12 protein-coding genes are annotated in these 15,542 nt (G+C 61.4%); 8 read left to right on the top strand and 4 right to left on the bottom strand.

From position 1 onward, the window contains the following. Positions 1-117: 117 nt before the first annotated feature. Positions 118-861: a TetR/AcrR family transcriptional regulator gene (locus ACFOZ5_RS01400; RefSeq protein ID WP_379884924.1), complete on the bottom strand. Its 744-nt coding sequence runs from the start codon at positions 859-861 to the stop codon at positions 118-120. A 539-nt stretch (positions 862-1,400) separates the two neighbouring features. On the opposite strand from ACFOZ5_RS01400, the gene ACFOZ5_RS01395 reads away from it, so the two are divergent. After that, positions 1,401-3,605: a pectate lyase family protein gene (locus ACFOZ5_RS01395; RefSeq protein ID WP_379884922.1), complete on the top strand. Its 2,205-nt coding sequence runs from the start codon at positions 1,401-1,403 to the stop codon at positions 3,603-3,605. Between the two features lie 37 nt (positions 3,606-3,642). Here the strand turns inward: ACFOZ5_RS01395 and ACFOZ5_RS01390 are convergent, their stop codons facing one another. Together ACFOZ5_RS01390 and ACFOZ5_RS01385 are read right to left on the bottom strand one after the other, a co-directional pair. Continuing rightward, positions 3,643-4,377 carry a VC0807 family protein gene (locus ACFOZ5_RS01390; protein ID WP_379884921.1) on the bottom strand — a complete coding sequence of 245 codons (735 nt, stop codon included), beginning with the start codon at positions 4,375-4,377 and terminating at the stop codon, positions 3,643-3,645. Positions 4,378-4,509: 132 nt separating this feature from the next. Then, positions 4,510-4,911, bottom strand: a complete 402-nt coding sequence (locus ACFOZ5_RS01385; RefSeq protein ID WP_379884920.1) for a nuclear transport factor 2 family protein — start codon at positions 4,909-4,911, stop codon at positions 4,510-4,512. A gap of 180 nt (positions 4,912-5,091) precedes the next feature. Between ACFOZ5_RS01385 and ACFOZ5_RS01380 the strand changes: the two genes are divergently transcribed. From ACFOZ5_RS01380 to ACFOZ5_RS01365, 4 genes are read left to right on the top strand one after another with little or no spacing between them, the layout of a single operon-like run. Continuing rightward, positions 5,092-6,270 (top strand): ABC transporter substrate-binding protein, encoded by a 1,179-nt coding sequence (locus ACFOZ5_RS01380; RefSeq protein ID WP_379884918.1) that lies wholly within the window; start codon positions 5,092-5,094, stop codon positions 6,268-6,270. Positions 6,271-6,326: 56 nt separating this feature from the next. Then, a complete protein-coding gene (locus tag ACFOZ5_RS01375; protein ID WP_379884917.1) occupies positions 6,327-7,196 on the top strand; it encodes a branched-chain amino acid ABC transporter permease in 870 nt (289 codons plus the stop codon). Beyond that, entirely contained in the window at positions 7,193-9,697 is a 2,505-nt protein-coding gene (locus ACFOZ5_RS01370; RefSeq protein ID WP_379884915.1) for a branched-chain amino acid ABC transporter ATP-binding protein/permease, read from the top strand. Before ACFOZ5_RS01375 ends, ACFOZ5_RS01370 begins: the two co-directional genes overlap by 4 nt. Continuing rightward, the gene (locus ACFOZ5_RS01365) at positions 9,694-10,917 is read left to right on the top strand and encodes an amidohydrolase family protein (RefSeq protein WP_379884914.1); all 1,224 of its coding nucleotides are present in this window, start codon (positions 9,694-9,696) and stop codon (positions 10,915-10,917) included. Before ACFOZ5_RS01370 ends, ACFOZ5_RS01365 begins: the two co-directional genes overlap by 4 nt. A 23-nt stretch (positions 10,918-10,940) precedes the next feature. On the opposite strand, the gene ACFOZ5_RS01360 is transcribed toward ACFOZ5_RS01365, so the two are convergent. Continuing rightward, positions 10,941-11,636, bottom strand: coding sequence for a GntR family transcriptional regulator (locus ACFOZ5_RS01360; protein ID WP_379884913.1), 696 nt, complete (start codon positions 11,634-11,636; stop codon positions 10,941-10,943). A 350-nt stretch (positions 11,637-11,986) separates the two neighbouring features. On the opposite strand from ACFOZ5_RS01360, the gene ACFOZ5_RS01355 reads away from it, so the two are divergent. The 3 genes from ACFOZ5_RS01355 to ACFOZ5_RS01345 are packed head-to-tail and all read left to right on the top strand — an operon-like array spanning position 11,987 to position 15,540. Then, positions 11,987-13,600 (top strand): ABC transporter substrate-binding protein, encoded by a 1,614-nt coding sequence (locus ACFOZ5_RS01355; RefSeq protein WP_379884912.1) that lies wholly within the window; start codon positions 11,987-11,989, stop codon positions 13,598-13,600. Between the two features lie 21 nt (positions 13,601-13,621). Beyond that, positions 13,622-14,644, top strand: a complete 1,023-nt coding sequence (locus ACFOZ5_RS01350; RefSeq protein WP_379885417.1) for an ABC transporter permease — start codon at positions 13,622-13,624, stop codon at positions 14,642-14,644. Positions 14,645-14,646: 2 nt separating this feature from the next. Continuing rightward, positions 14,647-15,540, top strand: a complete 894-nt coding sequence (locus tag ACFOZ5_RS01345; RefSeq protein ID WP_379884910.1) for an ABC transporter permease — start codon at positions 14,647-14,649, stop codon at positions 15,538-15,540. Positions 15,541-15,542: the final 2 nt, after the last annotated feature.

The raw sequence follows: 15,542 nt of genomic DNA, 5'->3' as shown, positions 1-15,542 counted from the left end.
CTGGCTAATTCCTTGTAGGTTAAGAAATTAGCCAGATGGGACACTAGCTACTAAAAAAGCCCCGGCAGGTTGAACCTCCCGGGGCTTTTTTGTGGTCTCCGTCCGAGCAGTCAGGGCTCAGGACGTCGACAAGGGTTCGGCAATCTTTAATGGCGTGATCCCCTGCTCCTGCCCGGCAGGAAGCAGATAGGACAGCAGCAACGCACGGACCTGATCCGCAAAAGCCTCAACAGAGACCCCGTAATCGCGGTACTTGCGGCGTTTAAGGTACCAGTCCTGCATCATTGCCTTGATGAGTGCCGAGAGCAGCCTGGGGTTGATGTCCTGGAAGACCTCCTTCTCAATACCTTCGGTAACGATATTGCAGAAGATTGTCTCAATCTCCCTTTCCGTGGCAATGGCATTCTGTTTCTCGACAGGGGGAAGGCTCTTTGCTTCCATAAACGAAAAGTAGAACCAGGGCCGGATTATCTCGCTCAGATAGACATGAGCCCTTATGGCCTGTGACAGCTTTTCAACCGGATTATCGATACCCTGTATGTAATGCAGAACCGTCCGGCGGGTCAGCTTGAACCCGTGGCTCTGGATCAGATGAATAAGGTCGTCCTTATTGCGGATATAGGCATAAAGGCCGCCCATACTGAGCCCGGAATCGGCGCACAGATCCCTGAGCGTCATCGCGTGAAAGCCCTTGAAATTAGCCAGCCGCAGTGTGGAATCAATAATCCGGGCCAGGTTGCGGGTCGCCGTGGACTCCTTTTTTATACGGATGCGGTCTGTATTTTCCTGGAACAGCTCGCGACAGATTTCTTCCTTGGACAGCCTCAGCTCCGCCTTAAACGTATCAAAATCCTGAATCATAATGTGCTCGCCTACATGCGAAGTGCGCAGAATACGACAGGCCCGGGTCTCCTGCCGAGCCGGTCTCAGCAGGATGGGCATTGCATCTCCGGTCTTTCAGAGACATAGAGCGCCGGTCCACCTCGATAGAAAGGTCGCTGTCGCAATGGTGTGTCACCCCCGCCAGACGTGAAGGTAGGTTACCGGAGCCATTGTTTTTGTTAACTATCACTGAAACTAAAGCGCCGACACAAAATAATCAATGTGCCAAGTCATTTAATCTAACTATGTTCACATTCAGGACGGACTTTCCCCTGCATGTCCGCTGAGTGCCTGTTGATAACTCCGCACAGGCTTGTTTTTACTCTGGTTCCCTTTTGCAACCAGATTCCGACGCAGTGAACCAGTTCCTCTGACTTACCCGTTGCGCAACGTACCATTCGAGACTGGCGCTATTCAGGAATAGCATCAGCCAGCCGTCGATTGATTCCTGCCAGCCCCTCGCAGTATTCACAGTATTCCTACACAGTTCCAAAAATGATCGACAACAGGAGGTCGACATGAACCTACCCCTACGCAACACCCTGCTGGCCACAGCGCTCGTCCTGGCGACCAGCGCGACCATGGCCGCCGACAGTCCGATAGGCTTTGCCTCGCTTAATGGTGGCACAACGGGCGGTGCCGGCGGCGAAACTCTTACCGTCACTACCGGGGCCGAGCTTTACCAGGTGCTCAAGGACAAGCGCGGCGACGATACGCCCCTCACCATTGTGGTGAATGGCCGCATTACGCCGGAGAACACTGGCGAGTCCAAGATCGACGTCAAGGATACCCGCAACGTGACCATTATCGGCGCGCCGGGTGGTGCCGAGTTTGATGGTATTGGTATCAAGCTGAATCGTGCCCACAACGTGATTGTGCGCAACCTGGTGATCCATGAGGTGGATACCGGCGACAAGGATGCCATTGGCATCGAAGGGGAAAGCACCAACATCTGGATTGACCACAACGAACTCTATGCCTCACTGGACGTGGGCAAAGACCATTATGACGGTCTGCTGGACACCAAGCGCGGCTCGGAGTACATCACGATTTCCTACAACTACCTCCACGACAGCTGGAAAGCCAGTCTCCATGGCTCCAGCGACAGTGATGAGGGCCGCCGCTTTATCACCTTCCACCACAACCGGTGGGAAAATGTGAACTCTCGCGCCCCCCTGTTCCGGTTTGGCGAGGGTCACCTGTTCAACAACTACTATTACACCGTGATCGATTCCGGTATCAACAGCCGCATGGGCGCCCGCCTGAGGATCGAAAACAACCATTTTGAAAGCAGCAAGAACCCGGTGGTGTCCTTCTACAGCGACGAGATCGGTTTCTGGGACTTACAGGACAACTTCCTGGACGGGGTCTATTGGGATGACAACAGTGGTCCGGTAGCCGGCGATGCAATGACCTCCACCGTCCAGTATCAGCCACCGTACCGCTATCAGCTGGATAATCTTGCCTGTGTGCGGGATATCGTGGTGGCTACAGCCGGTGCCGGCAAAGGCCTGAGAACCTCCGACGGGTCCTGCCAGGTCACGGTACCGGACCCTGAACCGGAGCCGCCCACGCCAGACCCGGAGCAGCCCGACCCCACCGAGCCTTCGGAACCGGAACAACCCGGTCAGCCAAGCGACCCTCAGGACCCGGGTGGTGATGGTACCGGCGATAACCTGGCCCTGGACGCCGGTGCAGACGGCAGCAGCAAGGGTAATGGTTCCAGCTACGGTAACGTCAACGATGGTGATCCGGACAGCTACTGGCAGCCGGCTTCGGCCACTGGCGAGCGCATTTCGGTGAAACGTATGGCACCCTTCAACACCGTGGTTATCCGGGAGTTGAACGACGCCACCCGGTCCTGGCAGCTGGTCAACCACGATAGCGGCGAGGTACTGGCCTCCGGCAACCGTCTCGGTTCGGAAACCGTGGTCTCGGGACTGGATACCCAGGATATCTACAAAGTGAGCCTGGAAATCCTCGACGCCGTTGCCCCTCCCCGGATTGCAGAGATGGAACTTTACCTGGGATCGTCGTCCGGTTCTGGTCAGGATAGCGATGACAGTAATGACTCCGGAGGCCAGGATTCCCCGGGATCCTCCGGCGAGCCGGTGTTCTGTGCCGACGAAGGCAGTGTCTGTGAGTTCTCAGGTACCCGTGAGGTGATCTATGGCGCCGATGGCCAGTACGTCCGTCGGACCCTTACCGGCGGCACCCAATGCACCAATGATGTGTTCGGTGATCCGGTTCGTGGCGTCGTCAAGGCATGTTTCCTGGCCCCGGTCGGCCAGGGTGACAGTGTTGCGGAACCCCTGGCGCTGGAGGAAAACGCTGCCGGGTTCTGTAATGTAGACGGTGTGGTGGAAAGCGAACACGCGGGCTTTACCGGTGCCGGCTACGCCAACACCGACAACCTGTTCGGTACCGGCATTGACTGGGCGGTCAACGCTGCCAGTGCGGGCAGCCGCGAACTGATAATCCGCTTTGCCAATGGCGCCTCAGACCGGCCAGCTTCGTTGTACATCAATGGCCAGTGGGTGACGGAAGTGAACCTGCCGGCAACCGGCGAGTGGACCAACTACGAGGAATCCGCCACGGTATCGGCCTACCTCAGCGCGGGCGAGAACCGTATCAGCCTGCGTGCTACCAATAACGCCGGCCTGCCCAACGTGGACCGGGTCGTTGTCAGTGGTGGCAACCTTACTGCGGTAGCCTGCCAATAAACCTCCCCGAACAGCCCCCGGCTTTGCAGGGCGGGGGCTACTTCTTCTGCTCTGCCTTCTCGTTCAGGTGGGGTGCCAGCACCTCGTCCAGGGTATGCCCGGTAAGCCGGCGGATGGTTCGCCAAAGATAGAAGAAGATGGCGATCATCATCACCATGGACGGAATGGCAATCATCGGGTAGCTCACCAGGGTCATGCGACCAAGCTCCTCGTTGAACGCCTGGGTGCCTGATGGGCTGGTGACAAGCCAACGGGCCAGAATGTAGTTCATGATCGCGGAGAACAGGAAAGTGCCGGCAAAGAAGTAGCTGGCCTTCATCAGGCGATCATCGAACTCTTCTTCACAGTTCCGCTCCCTCAGCGATTGCTGGATCTTGTCCACATCCAGCACCGTGGGGTTGTACAGTAGCGTACGCACCAGCGGGTACTTCGTGCGGGTGGAGATCAGCACCGCCAGACCTATCACCAGCGGCACGGCCGCCTCTTTGACCGCCAGCCAGCGGGCGTCGATCTCCATCAGGCCTATGCCACCTGTGAGCCCCACGCTGATAACACCCAGCACCGCGATAAAGTTCTTCTTACGATAGCGGATCAGCTCGAACAGGCCCCAGCCCAGGGGAAACGCCAGGCCGATCAGCAGGGCCCAGGTGTTGCCCAGATACTCGTCGCCGCTGAGCTTCATCAGTATCACTGAAGGTATGATGATACTGACCAGCAGATCGACCCAGGGGCGGGGTTTGTGGTCGGGGATAGCAGATCTCTGATCGGTCATTGAGCGGACCCTGTGGCGTGTTCGAATTGGCTTCGATGATAACACGGCGTCAGGCCGAAATTGGTGCCCCGGGGATGAAACCGGGGCACCGGTCACGGAAGCCCCCGGTCCTCCCATGCTCCGGTGATGGTGTCAGGCCTGCCGGTTCAGCTCGGGACTCAGTATCCATTCGGCACTATCGTTCCAGACGTCCATACGGACAATCCTGCCGTTGCGAACCTCGAACCGGTCGAGGTAGCGGTTCCCTGAAAAGGGGCGGCCATCCGGCCACTCGCCATAAAGCGTGCCGTTGGAGTAGACCACCGTGTGGTCTTCGTGTTCTGTCCAGTCGAACGTCCCGAGCGCCTTCTTTACCCAGGCATAGCGGCCTTTGTTGAATGCTGTAATGGCCTGCGGATCTGCCATCTCCCTGCCACCGGTAAATGTGATTTTCACGTCCGGTGCCATGAAAGTGGCGGCAAGTTCAGGATCCGGTGTCATTGACGCCTCCAGAAAATTGCTAACAATCGTCACGGCTTCATCTTTTACTGACATGCTCTTAGCTCCGGTTATAAAAAGTTTTTGCGGTCGATGTGCGCCTTAACGGTGCACAAATAGACAGAATGGGCGTATTTCGTGCCTAAAAACTCCTGAATACACTCAATAGTCCATATTTTACTGGCACTCATGTTGCTAGCAACATTCATACAAACGCTAGCAAACTGGAGAAAGAGAATGGGCATAAGACAACACATCAAACAATGGTTCCTGCCCCTGGCCGCTGCCGGTCTGGTTTCCCTGACCGGATTGGCCCAGGCCCAGGAGACCCTGAAAGTCGGGCTGGTGGCCGCGCTGTCCGGGCAATCCGCCAAATCCGGTGAGGCCATTACTCGCGGGCTCACGATTGCCATTGACGAGATCAATGCCAGTGGCGGCATCCTGGGCCGCCAGGTAGAGCTACTGCGCCGGGATGATGAGAGCAATCCCAACAAGGGGCTGCTTGCGGCCCGGGAGCTGGTGCAGAAAGAGGATGTCGCGGTGCTGTTCGGTGGCCTCGATACACCGGTGTCCCTGGCCATTGTGCCGCTGGCCAACCGGATGGAGTTTCCCTTCATGGGTGTCTGGGCAGCGGGCACGCCGATCACCCATAACGGTGCTGAGGAGAACTATGTCTTCCGCGTATCCGCCGTGGACGAACTGGTGGACGAAGCGCTGGTGCAGTACGGCATCGACCAGTACGACATGAAGAACCCGGGGATGATCCTGATCAACAACCCCTGGGGCGAGTCCAATGAAAAAGGCTTCCGCAAGGCGCTGGAATCCCGGGACATGGAATGGGCGGGTATTGAGCGCTTTGAGGGCGGTGATACCGACGTGGTGCCTCAGCTCAGCCGCCTGAAAGACTCGGGCGCCGATGCGCTGCTGATGGTGGCGAACGTGGCACCTTCCGCCCAGGTAGTGAAGTCTCTCGACCGTATGGACTGGGACGTACCGGTCATCTCCCACTGGGGCCCGGCCGGTGGTCGTTTCAGTGAACTGGCGGGCGAGAACGCGGACAAGGTGCACTTCATCCAGACTTTCACTTTTGTTGAGGATCAGCAGGGCAAGGGCGCCGACGTCATGGCCAAGCTCAAGGCTCGCTACCCTGAGATCCAGACCCTGGCTGACGTCACCCCGGCGGTCGGCATCGCCAACGCTTATGACGCCATGCATCTGACGGCCCTGGCCATCGAGAAGGCGGGCAGTACCGAAGGTCCGGCCATTCGCCAGGGCTACTACGGCATTGACCGCCACGAGGGTCTGATCAAAACCTATCAGTCGCCCTTCTCTCCCGATAAGCACGATGCCGTGGGCCCGGACGACTACGTCTTCACCCACTTCGTCGATGGCCGGATTGTGCCGCTGGACTTTTAACCCCCCGACAGGGCAATGGCCGGCCGGGGCCGACCCGGCCGGCGGGAGAACCTGACATGATTACCGCAAGCATCATCAGTGGGCTGGGCATGGGCAGCATGTATGCCCTGCTCGCCCTGGGCTTTCACATCACCTTTATCGTCTCGCGCACCGTCAACTTTGCCCAGGGCAGCGCCATGATGGTCGGGTCCGTGCTGGGCTACACCTTCTGTATCACCTGGGGCCTGCCCTGGCTGGTGGCTGCCTTCCTGACTCTGGCGCTCTGTGCCGTCTACGGCCTCGCCATTGAGCGTTTTCTTGTGCGGCCTTTCCACAGCCGGGGCTCGGAAGCCTGGCTGATGGCCACGGTGGCTGGCGGGCTACTGGTGGACAACCTGGTGATGTTCACCTTCGGCAAGGAGCCGCGCCGCTTCCTGCTGGAGCCGGTGGACCAGCGCCTGGAAATCCTGCGCACCGGCGTCGACCTGATGCAGCTGATCATCCCGGCGGTGGTGGCGGTGATCGTGGTGGCGCTGATCCTGGTACGGCGTTACACCCGCCTGGGCAAGGTGTTGGGGGCCACGGTACAGAACCCTTCAGCAGCAAGGATGATGGGTATCCATGTCAACCGGGTGGTGGCCGTCTCGTTTGCCGTGTCCACGGTGTTTGCCGGTATCGCCGGGCTGTTGATCGCCCCCCTGGTCAGCGTGCATTCGGAGATGGGTACCCTGTTTGGCCTCAAGGCGTTTGCCGTCGCGATCCTCGGGGGCATCGCCAGCGCCAACGGCGTGGTTATGGCCGGTCTGCTGTTCGGTCTGACGGAAGCCCTGATCATTGTCTACCTGGGCTCCACTGTCGCCCAGATCGTGACCTTCAGTCTGGTGATCGTTGCCCTGGCCATCCGGCCCAACGGTCTGTTCGGTTCCAGAACTCTGGTGAAAGTATGATGTCTCTGAAAATGCCCCGGACCATGCGATGGCTGGAGCCCGGGCTCCTTGGCGTGCTGGCGGTAACCGTGGCGGTGCTCTCGTTCACCCTGGGTGGGTACGGGTTACTGGTACTGACCCTCATCGCGCTGACCACCACGGTGTGTAGCGGGCTCAATATCCTGATCGGGCTCAGTGGTCAGATCTCCTTTGGCCATGTGGCGTTCTATGCCATCGGCGCCTACGTGTCAGCGATCATGACCATGGCCGGCGTGCCCCTGCCACTGGCCATGGTGGCGGCTGCCCTGTCGACCGCTGTCGTTGGCGCACTGCTGGCCATACCGGCGGTCCGGGTCAGCGGCCCCTACCTTGCCATGGTGACCATCGCCTTCGGGTTTATCATCCACCATGGCCTGATCGAATGGCGCTCCGTGACCGGGGGCTCCAATGGTCTTGCCGGGGTGCCGATGCCCGGGACCGGACCGCTGCCGGGGGATACCGGCCTGGCCCTGATGGCCGGCGCGCTGATGATCATCTCAATGGTGTTTTTCCATCGCCTGGTGGGCAGCGGCTGGGGGCGGGCGATCCGCTCTGTGAAGGCCACCGAGATCGCCGCCCGGTCCCTGGGCTTCAATCCGGTACAGACCAAGACCCTGGCCTTTGCCCTGTCGGCGCTGTTTGCCGGGGTGGCGGGGTCACTGCTGTCGCCACTGATGATGTTCATCAATCCCGATTCATTTCCGTTTACCCAGTCCATCCTGTTTGTTCTGGCGGTGATCGTCGGCGGTGCTGGCACGGTATTCGGACCCCTGCTGGGGGCAGTGCTGATCGTACTGGTGCCGGAACTGCTCTCGGGTATGGCGGAGATGCGCCTGTTGCTGTTCTCGGGGGTGTTGCTGGCGGTGTTGTGGATCGCTCCCACCGGTGTGCTCGGGGTGCTGCAGGCCAGGTTCGCGCGGCCGGTCAAGGTCTTTCCACAAACGGCGCCGGATCACGAGAGACTGGCGTCCTTTCTGACCCGGGAGGACTCCGACACAGGGCTGGCAGTGGATTCGATCGGCATCCGCTTTGGCGGCGTGCAGGCGGCGGATGAGATCAGCTTCACCGCGACGCCGGGTACGGTCACCAGCATTATCGGACCTAACGGCGCCGGCAAGACCACGGTGCTGAATATGATCAGCGGATTCTATGCCCCGGACACTGGTCGCATTTCCCTCACCACGGAACTGGCGGGACTGCCGGCCTGGAAGATTGCCCGGGCCGGTATTGCCCGCACCTACCAGACCACCCAGCTGTTCACAGGCCTGACGGTGATGGAGAACCTGCTGGCCGCCATGCAGCGGGGCCACCTGGGGGATTGCTGGCGCAAACCCCGGAAACAGCAGGTCGCCCTGGCCATGGACCTGCTGGCGCTGGTGGGCTACCGGGGCTCGGTGACCACCCCGGCGGAAGCCCTGCCCCATGTGGACCGTCGCCTGGTGGAAATTGCCCGTGCCCTGGCGCTGGCGCCGGCGGTGTTGCTGCTGGATGAACCAGCCGCGGGCCTGAGCCGGGCCGACACCGATCGGGTCACTGAACTGTTGCGGACTATCGCCGGTTACGGCATTGCCGTGATCCTGGTGGAGCACGACATGACCATGGTGATGTCCGTGTCCGACCGGATCCTGGTGCTGGATTCCGGTCGTCCCATTGCCTGGGGTGAACCGGAGGAAGTCCGCGCCAATCCGGATGTGGTGCGGGCCTACCTGGGCAGTACCGACTACCAGGCGCCGCCAAGGCCGCAGCCCTGGGACGGCAGCCGTGATGCCACCCTGTTCGTAAAGGACCTGGTGATCGATTATGGCGCAGCGCCGGTGGTGAATGGGGTCAGCCTGGTGGTCAACCCCGGCGAGCTGATCGCCATCCTCGGCGCCAACGGTGCTGGCAAGTCTAGCATCCTCCAGGCCATTGCCGGCCTCCATCCGGCGTCAGGCGGCTCTGTTGTGCTCAACAACGAAAGCATCGAAACCCTCGATGCCAGCCGCATCGCCGGCAGGGGCCTGGCCTTGGTGCCCGAGGGCCGCCAGGTATTCCCGGAGCTGAGCGTGCGGGACAACCTGCTGATGGGGGCCTATACCCGGACCGATAGGAGCAACCTGGACCAGGAGGTGGAACAGGTGCTGGCAAGGTTCCCGCGCCTGAGGGACCGTATCGACAGCCCCGCCGGCCTGCTGTCCGGGGGTGAGCAGCAGATGGTGGCCATCGGCCGCGGGCTGATGGCAAAACCTGCCATCCTGCTGCTTGACGAGCCCTCGCTGGGGCTGGCACCGGCCATGGTGGCGGAACTCTACGACGCCCTGGCGGCATTGCGGGATGAGGGTGTGACCCTGTTGCTGGTGGACCAGATGGCAAATCTGGCGCTGCAGGTGGCCGACCGGGCCTATGTGCTGGAGACCGGCCGGGTGGTCCATTCGGGCAGCGCCGAAGACCTGCGTAACGACCCTGACCTGGAAGCCGCCTACCTGGGAGAGAACGTGGCATGACAGCAATGCACTTTACCAACCTGCGCCTGCCTGAGCGCCCGCAACAGCCTGCGGAACTGAGAGTGGAGGATGGCCGTTTCGTCAGCGAATTCAGTCCGGGCACTACCCCCGACACCATGGACCTGGGTGGCCACCTGGTGCTGCCGGGGCTGATTGAAACCCATATCCACCTGGACAAGGCCTGCATCATGGACCGCTGCCGGCTCAGCGAAGGCACTCTTGAGGAAGCGGTGGCCAGCACCAGCAAGGCGAAGGCCGGGTTTACCGAGGCCGATGTCTATCAGCGGGGGGCAAGGATCCTGGAGCAGGCCATCACCCAGGGCACCACCCACATGCGTACCCATGTGGAGCTGGATCCGGGCATCGGCCTGACCGGCTTCCGGGCGATCCGGCGACTGCAACAGGACTACGCCTGGGCCATCGGCCTGGAGCTCTGCGTGTTTCCCCAGGAGGGTCTGCTCAACAACCCCGGCACCGAGGCGCTGTTGTGCGAGGCGCTGGAGAGCGGTGCCACGGTATTGGGGGGCTGCCCCTACATGGACACCGACCCCAAGGGGCAGATCCGCCGGCTGTTCGAGCTGGCCAGGCATTACAACTGCGATCTGGATCTGCACCTGGACTTCGACCTCAACCCGGAGGGAATGACGATTCCGGAAGTGATCCTTTGTACCCGTGACAGTGGCTGGCAGCACCGGGTGACCATCGGCCACGTAACCAAGCTGTCGGCACTACCGCCCGCGGCCTTCCGGGAGACCGCCCTGGCCCTGGCGGAAGCCGGCGTTCAGGTTACCGCGCTGCCCTCCACCGACCTGTTCCTGACCGGGCGCGACGCGACCCACAACGTCCCCCGGGGGGTGGCGCCGCTGCCGCGGCTGCATGACTGCGGTGTCACCTGTTCCCTGTCCACCAACAACGTGGGCAATCCGTTCACCCCGTTCGGGGATGCTTCGCTGATCCGGCAGGCCAACCTGCTGGCCAACATCTGCCATCTGGGTACACCAGCGGAGCTGGCCCGGTGCCTGGCATGGGTGTCGGAGGAGGCCGCGAGGATGATCCGGCTGCCGGATTATGGCCTGAAGCCGGGTTGCCATGGGGATTTCCTGGTGGTGGATGCTGGCAGCAAGGCGGACGTGATTGGCGAACTGAGCCAGCCATTGATGGCGTTCAAGGCCGGCCGGCAGACCTTCAAGCGGACACCGGCTAGCCTGTTGCGGCCCTGAACCCGCCCGACTCGTAAGCGGGGTCAGACGCTGGCCAATACGCTTCGCAGGTCAATCTCCCGGTCCTGGTCCTCATCCAGGGCCAGTTCCGCTTCCAGGTGATCAAGATGGTACTCCATCAGCGTTACCGCCTGGTCGACCTCGCCGTCCTTGAGCGCCTCCAGAATCCTGCAGTGTTCATCGTGCTGACAGGTGGGTTCGTCGTTGCGCTGGTACAGCGCCACGATCAGCGAACTGCGCACCATCAGGTTGTCCAGGATATCCGCCAGCACGCTGTTTCCGCTTATCTTTCCCAACAACCGGTGAAAGGCGCTCAGCTCCCCGACAATGGCCCGGCGGTCGCTGTTGTGGGTTGCCTTTGCTTCCGCCTTCATATGGGCGTCCACCTGGCGGGAGAACTTGCGCATCTGCCCGGGAGTGATGGATTTCACCACCGCCCCCTCGATGGCGCGACGGGCCACAAAGATCTCCCGGGCCTCCTGGGCGGTGGGCTGGGACACATGGGCGCCCCGGTTGGGTTCAGTGGTGACGATCTTCTGCAGGGCCATCCGCTGCAGGGCGGTCTGAACGTGGTTGCGGTTGGCATTGAGGGAGTCGACGATCTGGGCTTCCACCAGCCGGGTGCCGGGGGGCAGCAGGTGCTGGGCGATGGCCCGGGACAGGGATTCGATAATCCGTTCGACTTCCTTCTGCTTATTGGTGCGCAGGGGTGTTCCCATGGGTCGTCTGTTCGCTGGTTGGCAGGATTGGTTTGTAGAAAAAGATTAGCGAATGGGGAGTCGCCCAATAGCTAGCAATCTATCCGATCCCCATTATCTTATCCCTGGCGCCCGAGCGCAAACCCCCGTTAAGAGGTGGCCTGACTGTGGGGCACGCCTGCTTCGTGATAGTGCATGCATGGGCTACAGACCGGTCTATGCAGGCGCAAGGATAACGGGGCAGCGGCATTTCTTGGTTTCTTATATATATGATTTAAAACATATTATTATCGAATCCACAACGTCTGAATCGTCCTTGGCTTACCGATTGCATGCACTTGGACAGGATTTATCACCCAGGAGCATGCAAAATGAATCGTCGCGATTTTCTCAAGGGCGCCACCTCGCTTTCCGTTGGCGCTAGCATCCTGCCACTGTTCAAGGTGTTGCCGGCCTCGGCCGCCAGCCAGGAAACCGCCGTGGTGGTCATTGGCGGTACCATCAACAGTCTGGATATTCACCGCAGCGGAACCAACCGGGACAGCTACCAGGTTGCCATCAACTGCTATGACCGGCTGGTGTCTTTCGGCACCAAGCAAATGCCGGATGGCTCCCTCAGCTACGACTACGACAACGTGGCCCCCGAGCTGGCGGAGTCCTGGGAGATCAGCGACGACGGCACGGTGATGACCTTCACCATCCGTGAAGGCGCCACCTTCTGGGACGGCAAGCCGGTGACGGCCCACGACGTCAAGTGGTCACTGGATCGGGCGGTGTCCCTGGGGGGCTTCCCCACCGTGCAGATGAAAGCCGGGCGGCTGGAATCCCCGGACCAGTTCGAGGCGGTGGACGACCGTACCTTCCGCATTACCCTGCCGTTCCCGTCCAAGCTCGCGCTGCCGGACCTGGCCACGCCCATCCCCATCATCATCAACTCGGAAGTGGCGAAGGCCAATGCCACCGAGGCGGACCCCTGGGCCACCGAGTACCTGCACCGCAATCCGGCAGGTTCCGGGGCCTACAAGGTGGCCCGCTGGGATGCCGGCCAGCAGCTGGTCTATGAGCGCAATGACCAGTGGGTCGGTGGTGATGTGCCGGGCTACCAGCGGGTTATCGTTCGTGAGGTGCCCGCCCAGTCCACCCGCCGCGCGCTGATCGAGCGGGGCAGCGTCAGCGCCTCCCACAACATCCCCAACAAGGACGCCAAGGAGCTGGCCAGCAAGCCGGGGGTCAAAGTGGTCAGCACACCTATCGAGAACTGCATCTATTCCCTGTGCACCAACCTGGACTTCGAACCCTTCAAGGACAAACGGGTGCGTCAGGCGGTGGCATGGTCCATCCCCTACCAGAAGGTCTTCGAGCAGGCCGCCTATGAACAGGGCGTTCCCATGTGGGGCGGAACCAACACCGTGGACAAGATCGCCTGGCCCCAGAAATCGCCCTACGACCTGAACATTGAAAAAGCCAAAGCACTGATGGCCGAGGCCGGCTATGAGGACGGTTTCGACGTACCGCTTTCCTTCAACCTGTCCCATGCCGACTGGGCGGAGCCTGCGGCGCTGCTGATCCAGCAGGGGCTGGCGGATATCGGCATCAGGGCCACCATCGAGAAGATTCCGGGGGCCAACTGGCGCACCGTGGCGCTGGTGGACAAGAAGCTGCCCCTGCACCTGGAGAACTTCGGTGGCTGGCTGAACACCCCGGACTATTACTTCTTCTGGGCCTACATCAGGGGCAACCTGTTCAACTCCTACAACTATGACAACCCGGAAATGGCCCAGCTGGTGGACGACACCCTGGACATGGCCATGGACCACCCCGACTACGCCCCCAATGTGACGCGCATGATCGAGCTGGCCTTTGACGAGATCCCCCGGATTCCTTTGTGGCAGCCGACCCTGAATGTGGCCTTCAACGACAGTGTGGAAGGCTACGAGTACTGGTTCCATCGCCAGATGGACATCCGCGCCCTCAAACCGGCATAAGGAGCGAGCAACGTGCCCCCCATGGTGGATAAGCTGCGCAAGGTGGCGCTTCGCCTGCTGCAGGCAGTGCCAACGGTGTTCGGTATCCTGGTAGTGTGCTTCCTGCTGACCCGGGCCCTGCCCGGGGATCCGGCGGCCTACTTCGCCGGGCCCATGGCAGACGCGGAGTCCATCGAGGAAGTCCGTAAAACCCTGGGCCTCGACAAGCCCCTGCCGATGCAGTTTGTCACCTACGTCGGGGACCTGGTTCAGGGCGACCTGGGCATGGCGGTCTCTACCGGCCAACCGGTGATGTCGGAGCTGGCGAACCGGCTACCGGCATCGTTGGAACTGACCCTGGGGGCCTTGTTGCTGTCATTCCTGATTGCCGTGCCGCTGGGCGTGCTGGCGGCGACTCGCCCCAATACCTGGGTCGACCACATCTGTCGGTTCCTGGTGACGGCCGGGGTCTCCCTGCCAACCTTCTTTACCGGCCTGGCGCTGATGTACGTGTTCTATTACCTGCTGGGCTGGGCGCCGGCACCCATGGGCCGGCTCGACATGATGTACCTGCCGCCGGAGCCGGTGACCGGCTTCCTCACCATCGACGCCATCATCGCCGGCGAATGGGAGGTGCTGGGGGCGGCCCTGGCCCAGCTGGCCCTGCCACTGATCACCCTGGCCCTGTTCACCCTGGCGCCCATCGCCCGGATGACCCGCGCGGCGATGCTGCAGACCCTGGGCAGTGACTTCGTGCGTACCGCCCGGGCCGCCGGGCTCAGTGGCCGCCGGGTGCTGGTGACCTATGCCTTCCGCAACGCCCTGCTGCCGGTGGTGACCACCCTGGGCATGGTGTTCTCCTTTGTACTCGGTGCCAATGTGCTGGTGGAGAAGGTCTTCGCCTGGCCGGGCATCGGCTCGTTTGCCGTGGAGGCGCTGGTGGTGTCGGACTATGCGGCGGTCCAGGGCTTTGTGCTGTCCATGGCACTGCTGTTCGTGGCCCTGAACCTGCTGATTGACGTGATCTATACCCTGATTGACCCCCGCGTGGGCGAGGAAGGCTGACCATGACCAGTATGAGCACACCCGCCACGCCCAAATTACAGGGCCCGCCCCGCACCAGCTACTGGCAGCACCTGCGCCACGTGGCATCGGAAAACCCGGTGACCGGGCTGGCGTTCGGCCTGTTCGCCCTGTTTATCGGTATGGCGGTGTTCGGGCCCTACCTGGTGCCCTACGATCCACTGAACACCGGTGTTGGCCCGGCACTCCAGGCGCCCAGCGCGGCCCACTGGTTCGGTACCGACCAGCTGGGCCGTGATGTCTTTTCCCGGGTGGTGGTGGCAACCCGGCTGGACTTGCTGATCTCGGTCTCGGCGGTGGCCATCTCCTTCGTGCTGGGTTCCATCATGGGCTGCTTCGCCGGCTATTTCGGTGGCTGGACCGATCGCATCACCGGCCGCTTTGTCGACACCATCATGGCCTTCCCGCTGTTTGTGCTGGCCATGGGCATCGTGGCCGCTGCGGGCAATACGGTGGAAAACATTGTCTATGCCACCGCCATCATCAACCTGCCCTTCTACGCCCGCATGGCGCGCGCTGAAGTCAGCATCCGCCGCAACGCCGGCTTCGTGCAGGCGGCGCGGCTGTCCGGCAATTCCGAGTTGCGGGTGCTGTTCGGTCACATCTTCCCCAACACCCTGCCGCCGATGATGGTACAGATTTCCCTCAACATGGGCTGGGCCATCCTCAACGCCGCCGGCCTGTCGTTTATCGGTCTCGGAGTGCAACCGCCGGCGCCGGAGTGGGGCATCATGGTCGCCGAGGGCGCCAATTTCATTATCTCCGGCGAGTGGTGGCTGGTGATCTTCCCGGGGATGGCGCTGATGCTGGCGGTGTTCACCTTCAACCTGATCGGTGACGGCCTGCGGGATCTGGTCGATCCCCAGCGCCGCACCTGAGG

The organism is Marinobacter lacisalsi, assembly GCF_042651045.1.
GTDB lineage: Bacteria > Pseudomonadota > Gammaproteobacteria > Pseudomonadales > Oleiphilaceae > Marinobacter > Marinobacter lacisalsi.
Note: the sequence above shows the minus strand (reverse complement) of the source record. Positions and strands in the feature narration are given on the sequence as shown.

Excerpts from the sequence above, each read along its gene's own strand:
- ACFOZ5_RS01400 (WP_379884924.1), bottom strand. The coding sequence starts at position 861 with ATGATTCAGGATTTTGATACGTTTAAGGCGGAGCTGAGGCTGTCCAAG.
- ACFOZ5_RS01395 (WP_379884922.1), top strand. The coding sequence starts at position 1,401 with ATGAACCTACCCCTACGCAACACCCTGCTGGCCACAGCGCTCGTCCTG.
- ACFOZ5_RS01390 (WP_379884921.1), bottom strand. The coding sequence starts at position 4,377 with ATGACCGATCAGAGATCTGCTATCCCCGACCACAAACCCCGCCCCTGG.
- ACFOZ5_RS01385 (WP_379884920.1), bottom strand. The coding sequence starts at position 4,911 with ATGTCAGTAAAAGATGAAGCCGTGACGATTGTTAGCAATTTTCTGGAG.
- ACFOZ5_RS01380 (WP_379884918.1), top strand. The coding sequence starts at position 5,092 with ATGGGCATAAGACAACACATCAAACAATGGTTCCTGCCCCTGGCCGCT.
- ACFOZ5_RS01375 (WP_379884917.1), top strand. The coding sequence starts at position 6,327 with ATGATTACCGCAAGCATCATCAGTGGGCTGGGCATGGGCAGCATGTAT.
- ACFOZ5_RS01370 (WP_379884915.1), top strand. The coding sequence starts at position 7,193 with ATGATGTCTCTGAAAATGCCCCGGACCATGCGATGGCTGGAGCCCGGG.
- ACFOZ5_RS01365 (WP_379884914.1), top strand. The coding sequence starts at position 9,694 with ATGACAGCAATGCACTTTACCAACCTGCGCCTGCCTGAGCGCCCGCAA.
- ACFOZ5_RS01360 (WP_379884913.1), bottom strand. The coding sequence starts at position 11,636 with ATGGGAACACCCCTGCGCACCAATAAGCAGAAGGAAGTCGAACGGATT.
- ACFOZ5_RS01355 (WP_379884912.1), top strand. The coding sequence starts at position 11,987 with ATGAATCGTCGCGATTTTCTCAAGGGCGCCACCTCGCTTTCCGTTGGC.
- ACFOZ5_RS01350 (WP_379885417.1), top strand. The coding sequence starts at position 13,622 with ATGGTGGATAAGCTGCGCAAGGTGGCGCTTCGCCTGCTGCAGGCAGTG.
- ACFOZ5_RS01345 (WP_379884910.1), top strand. The coding sequence starts at position 14,647 with ATGACCAGTATGAGCACACCCGCCACGCCCAAATTACAGGGCCCGCCC.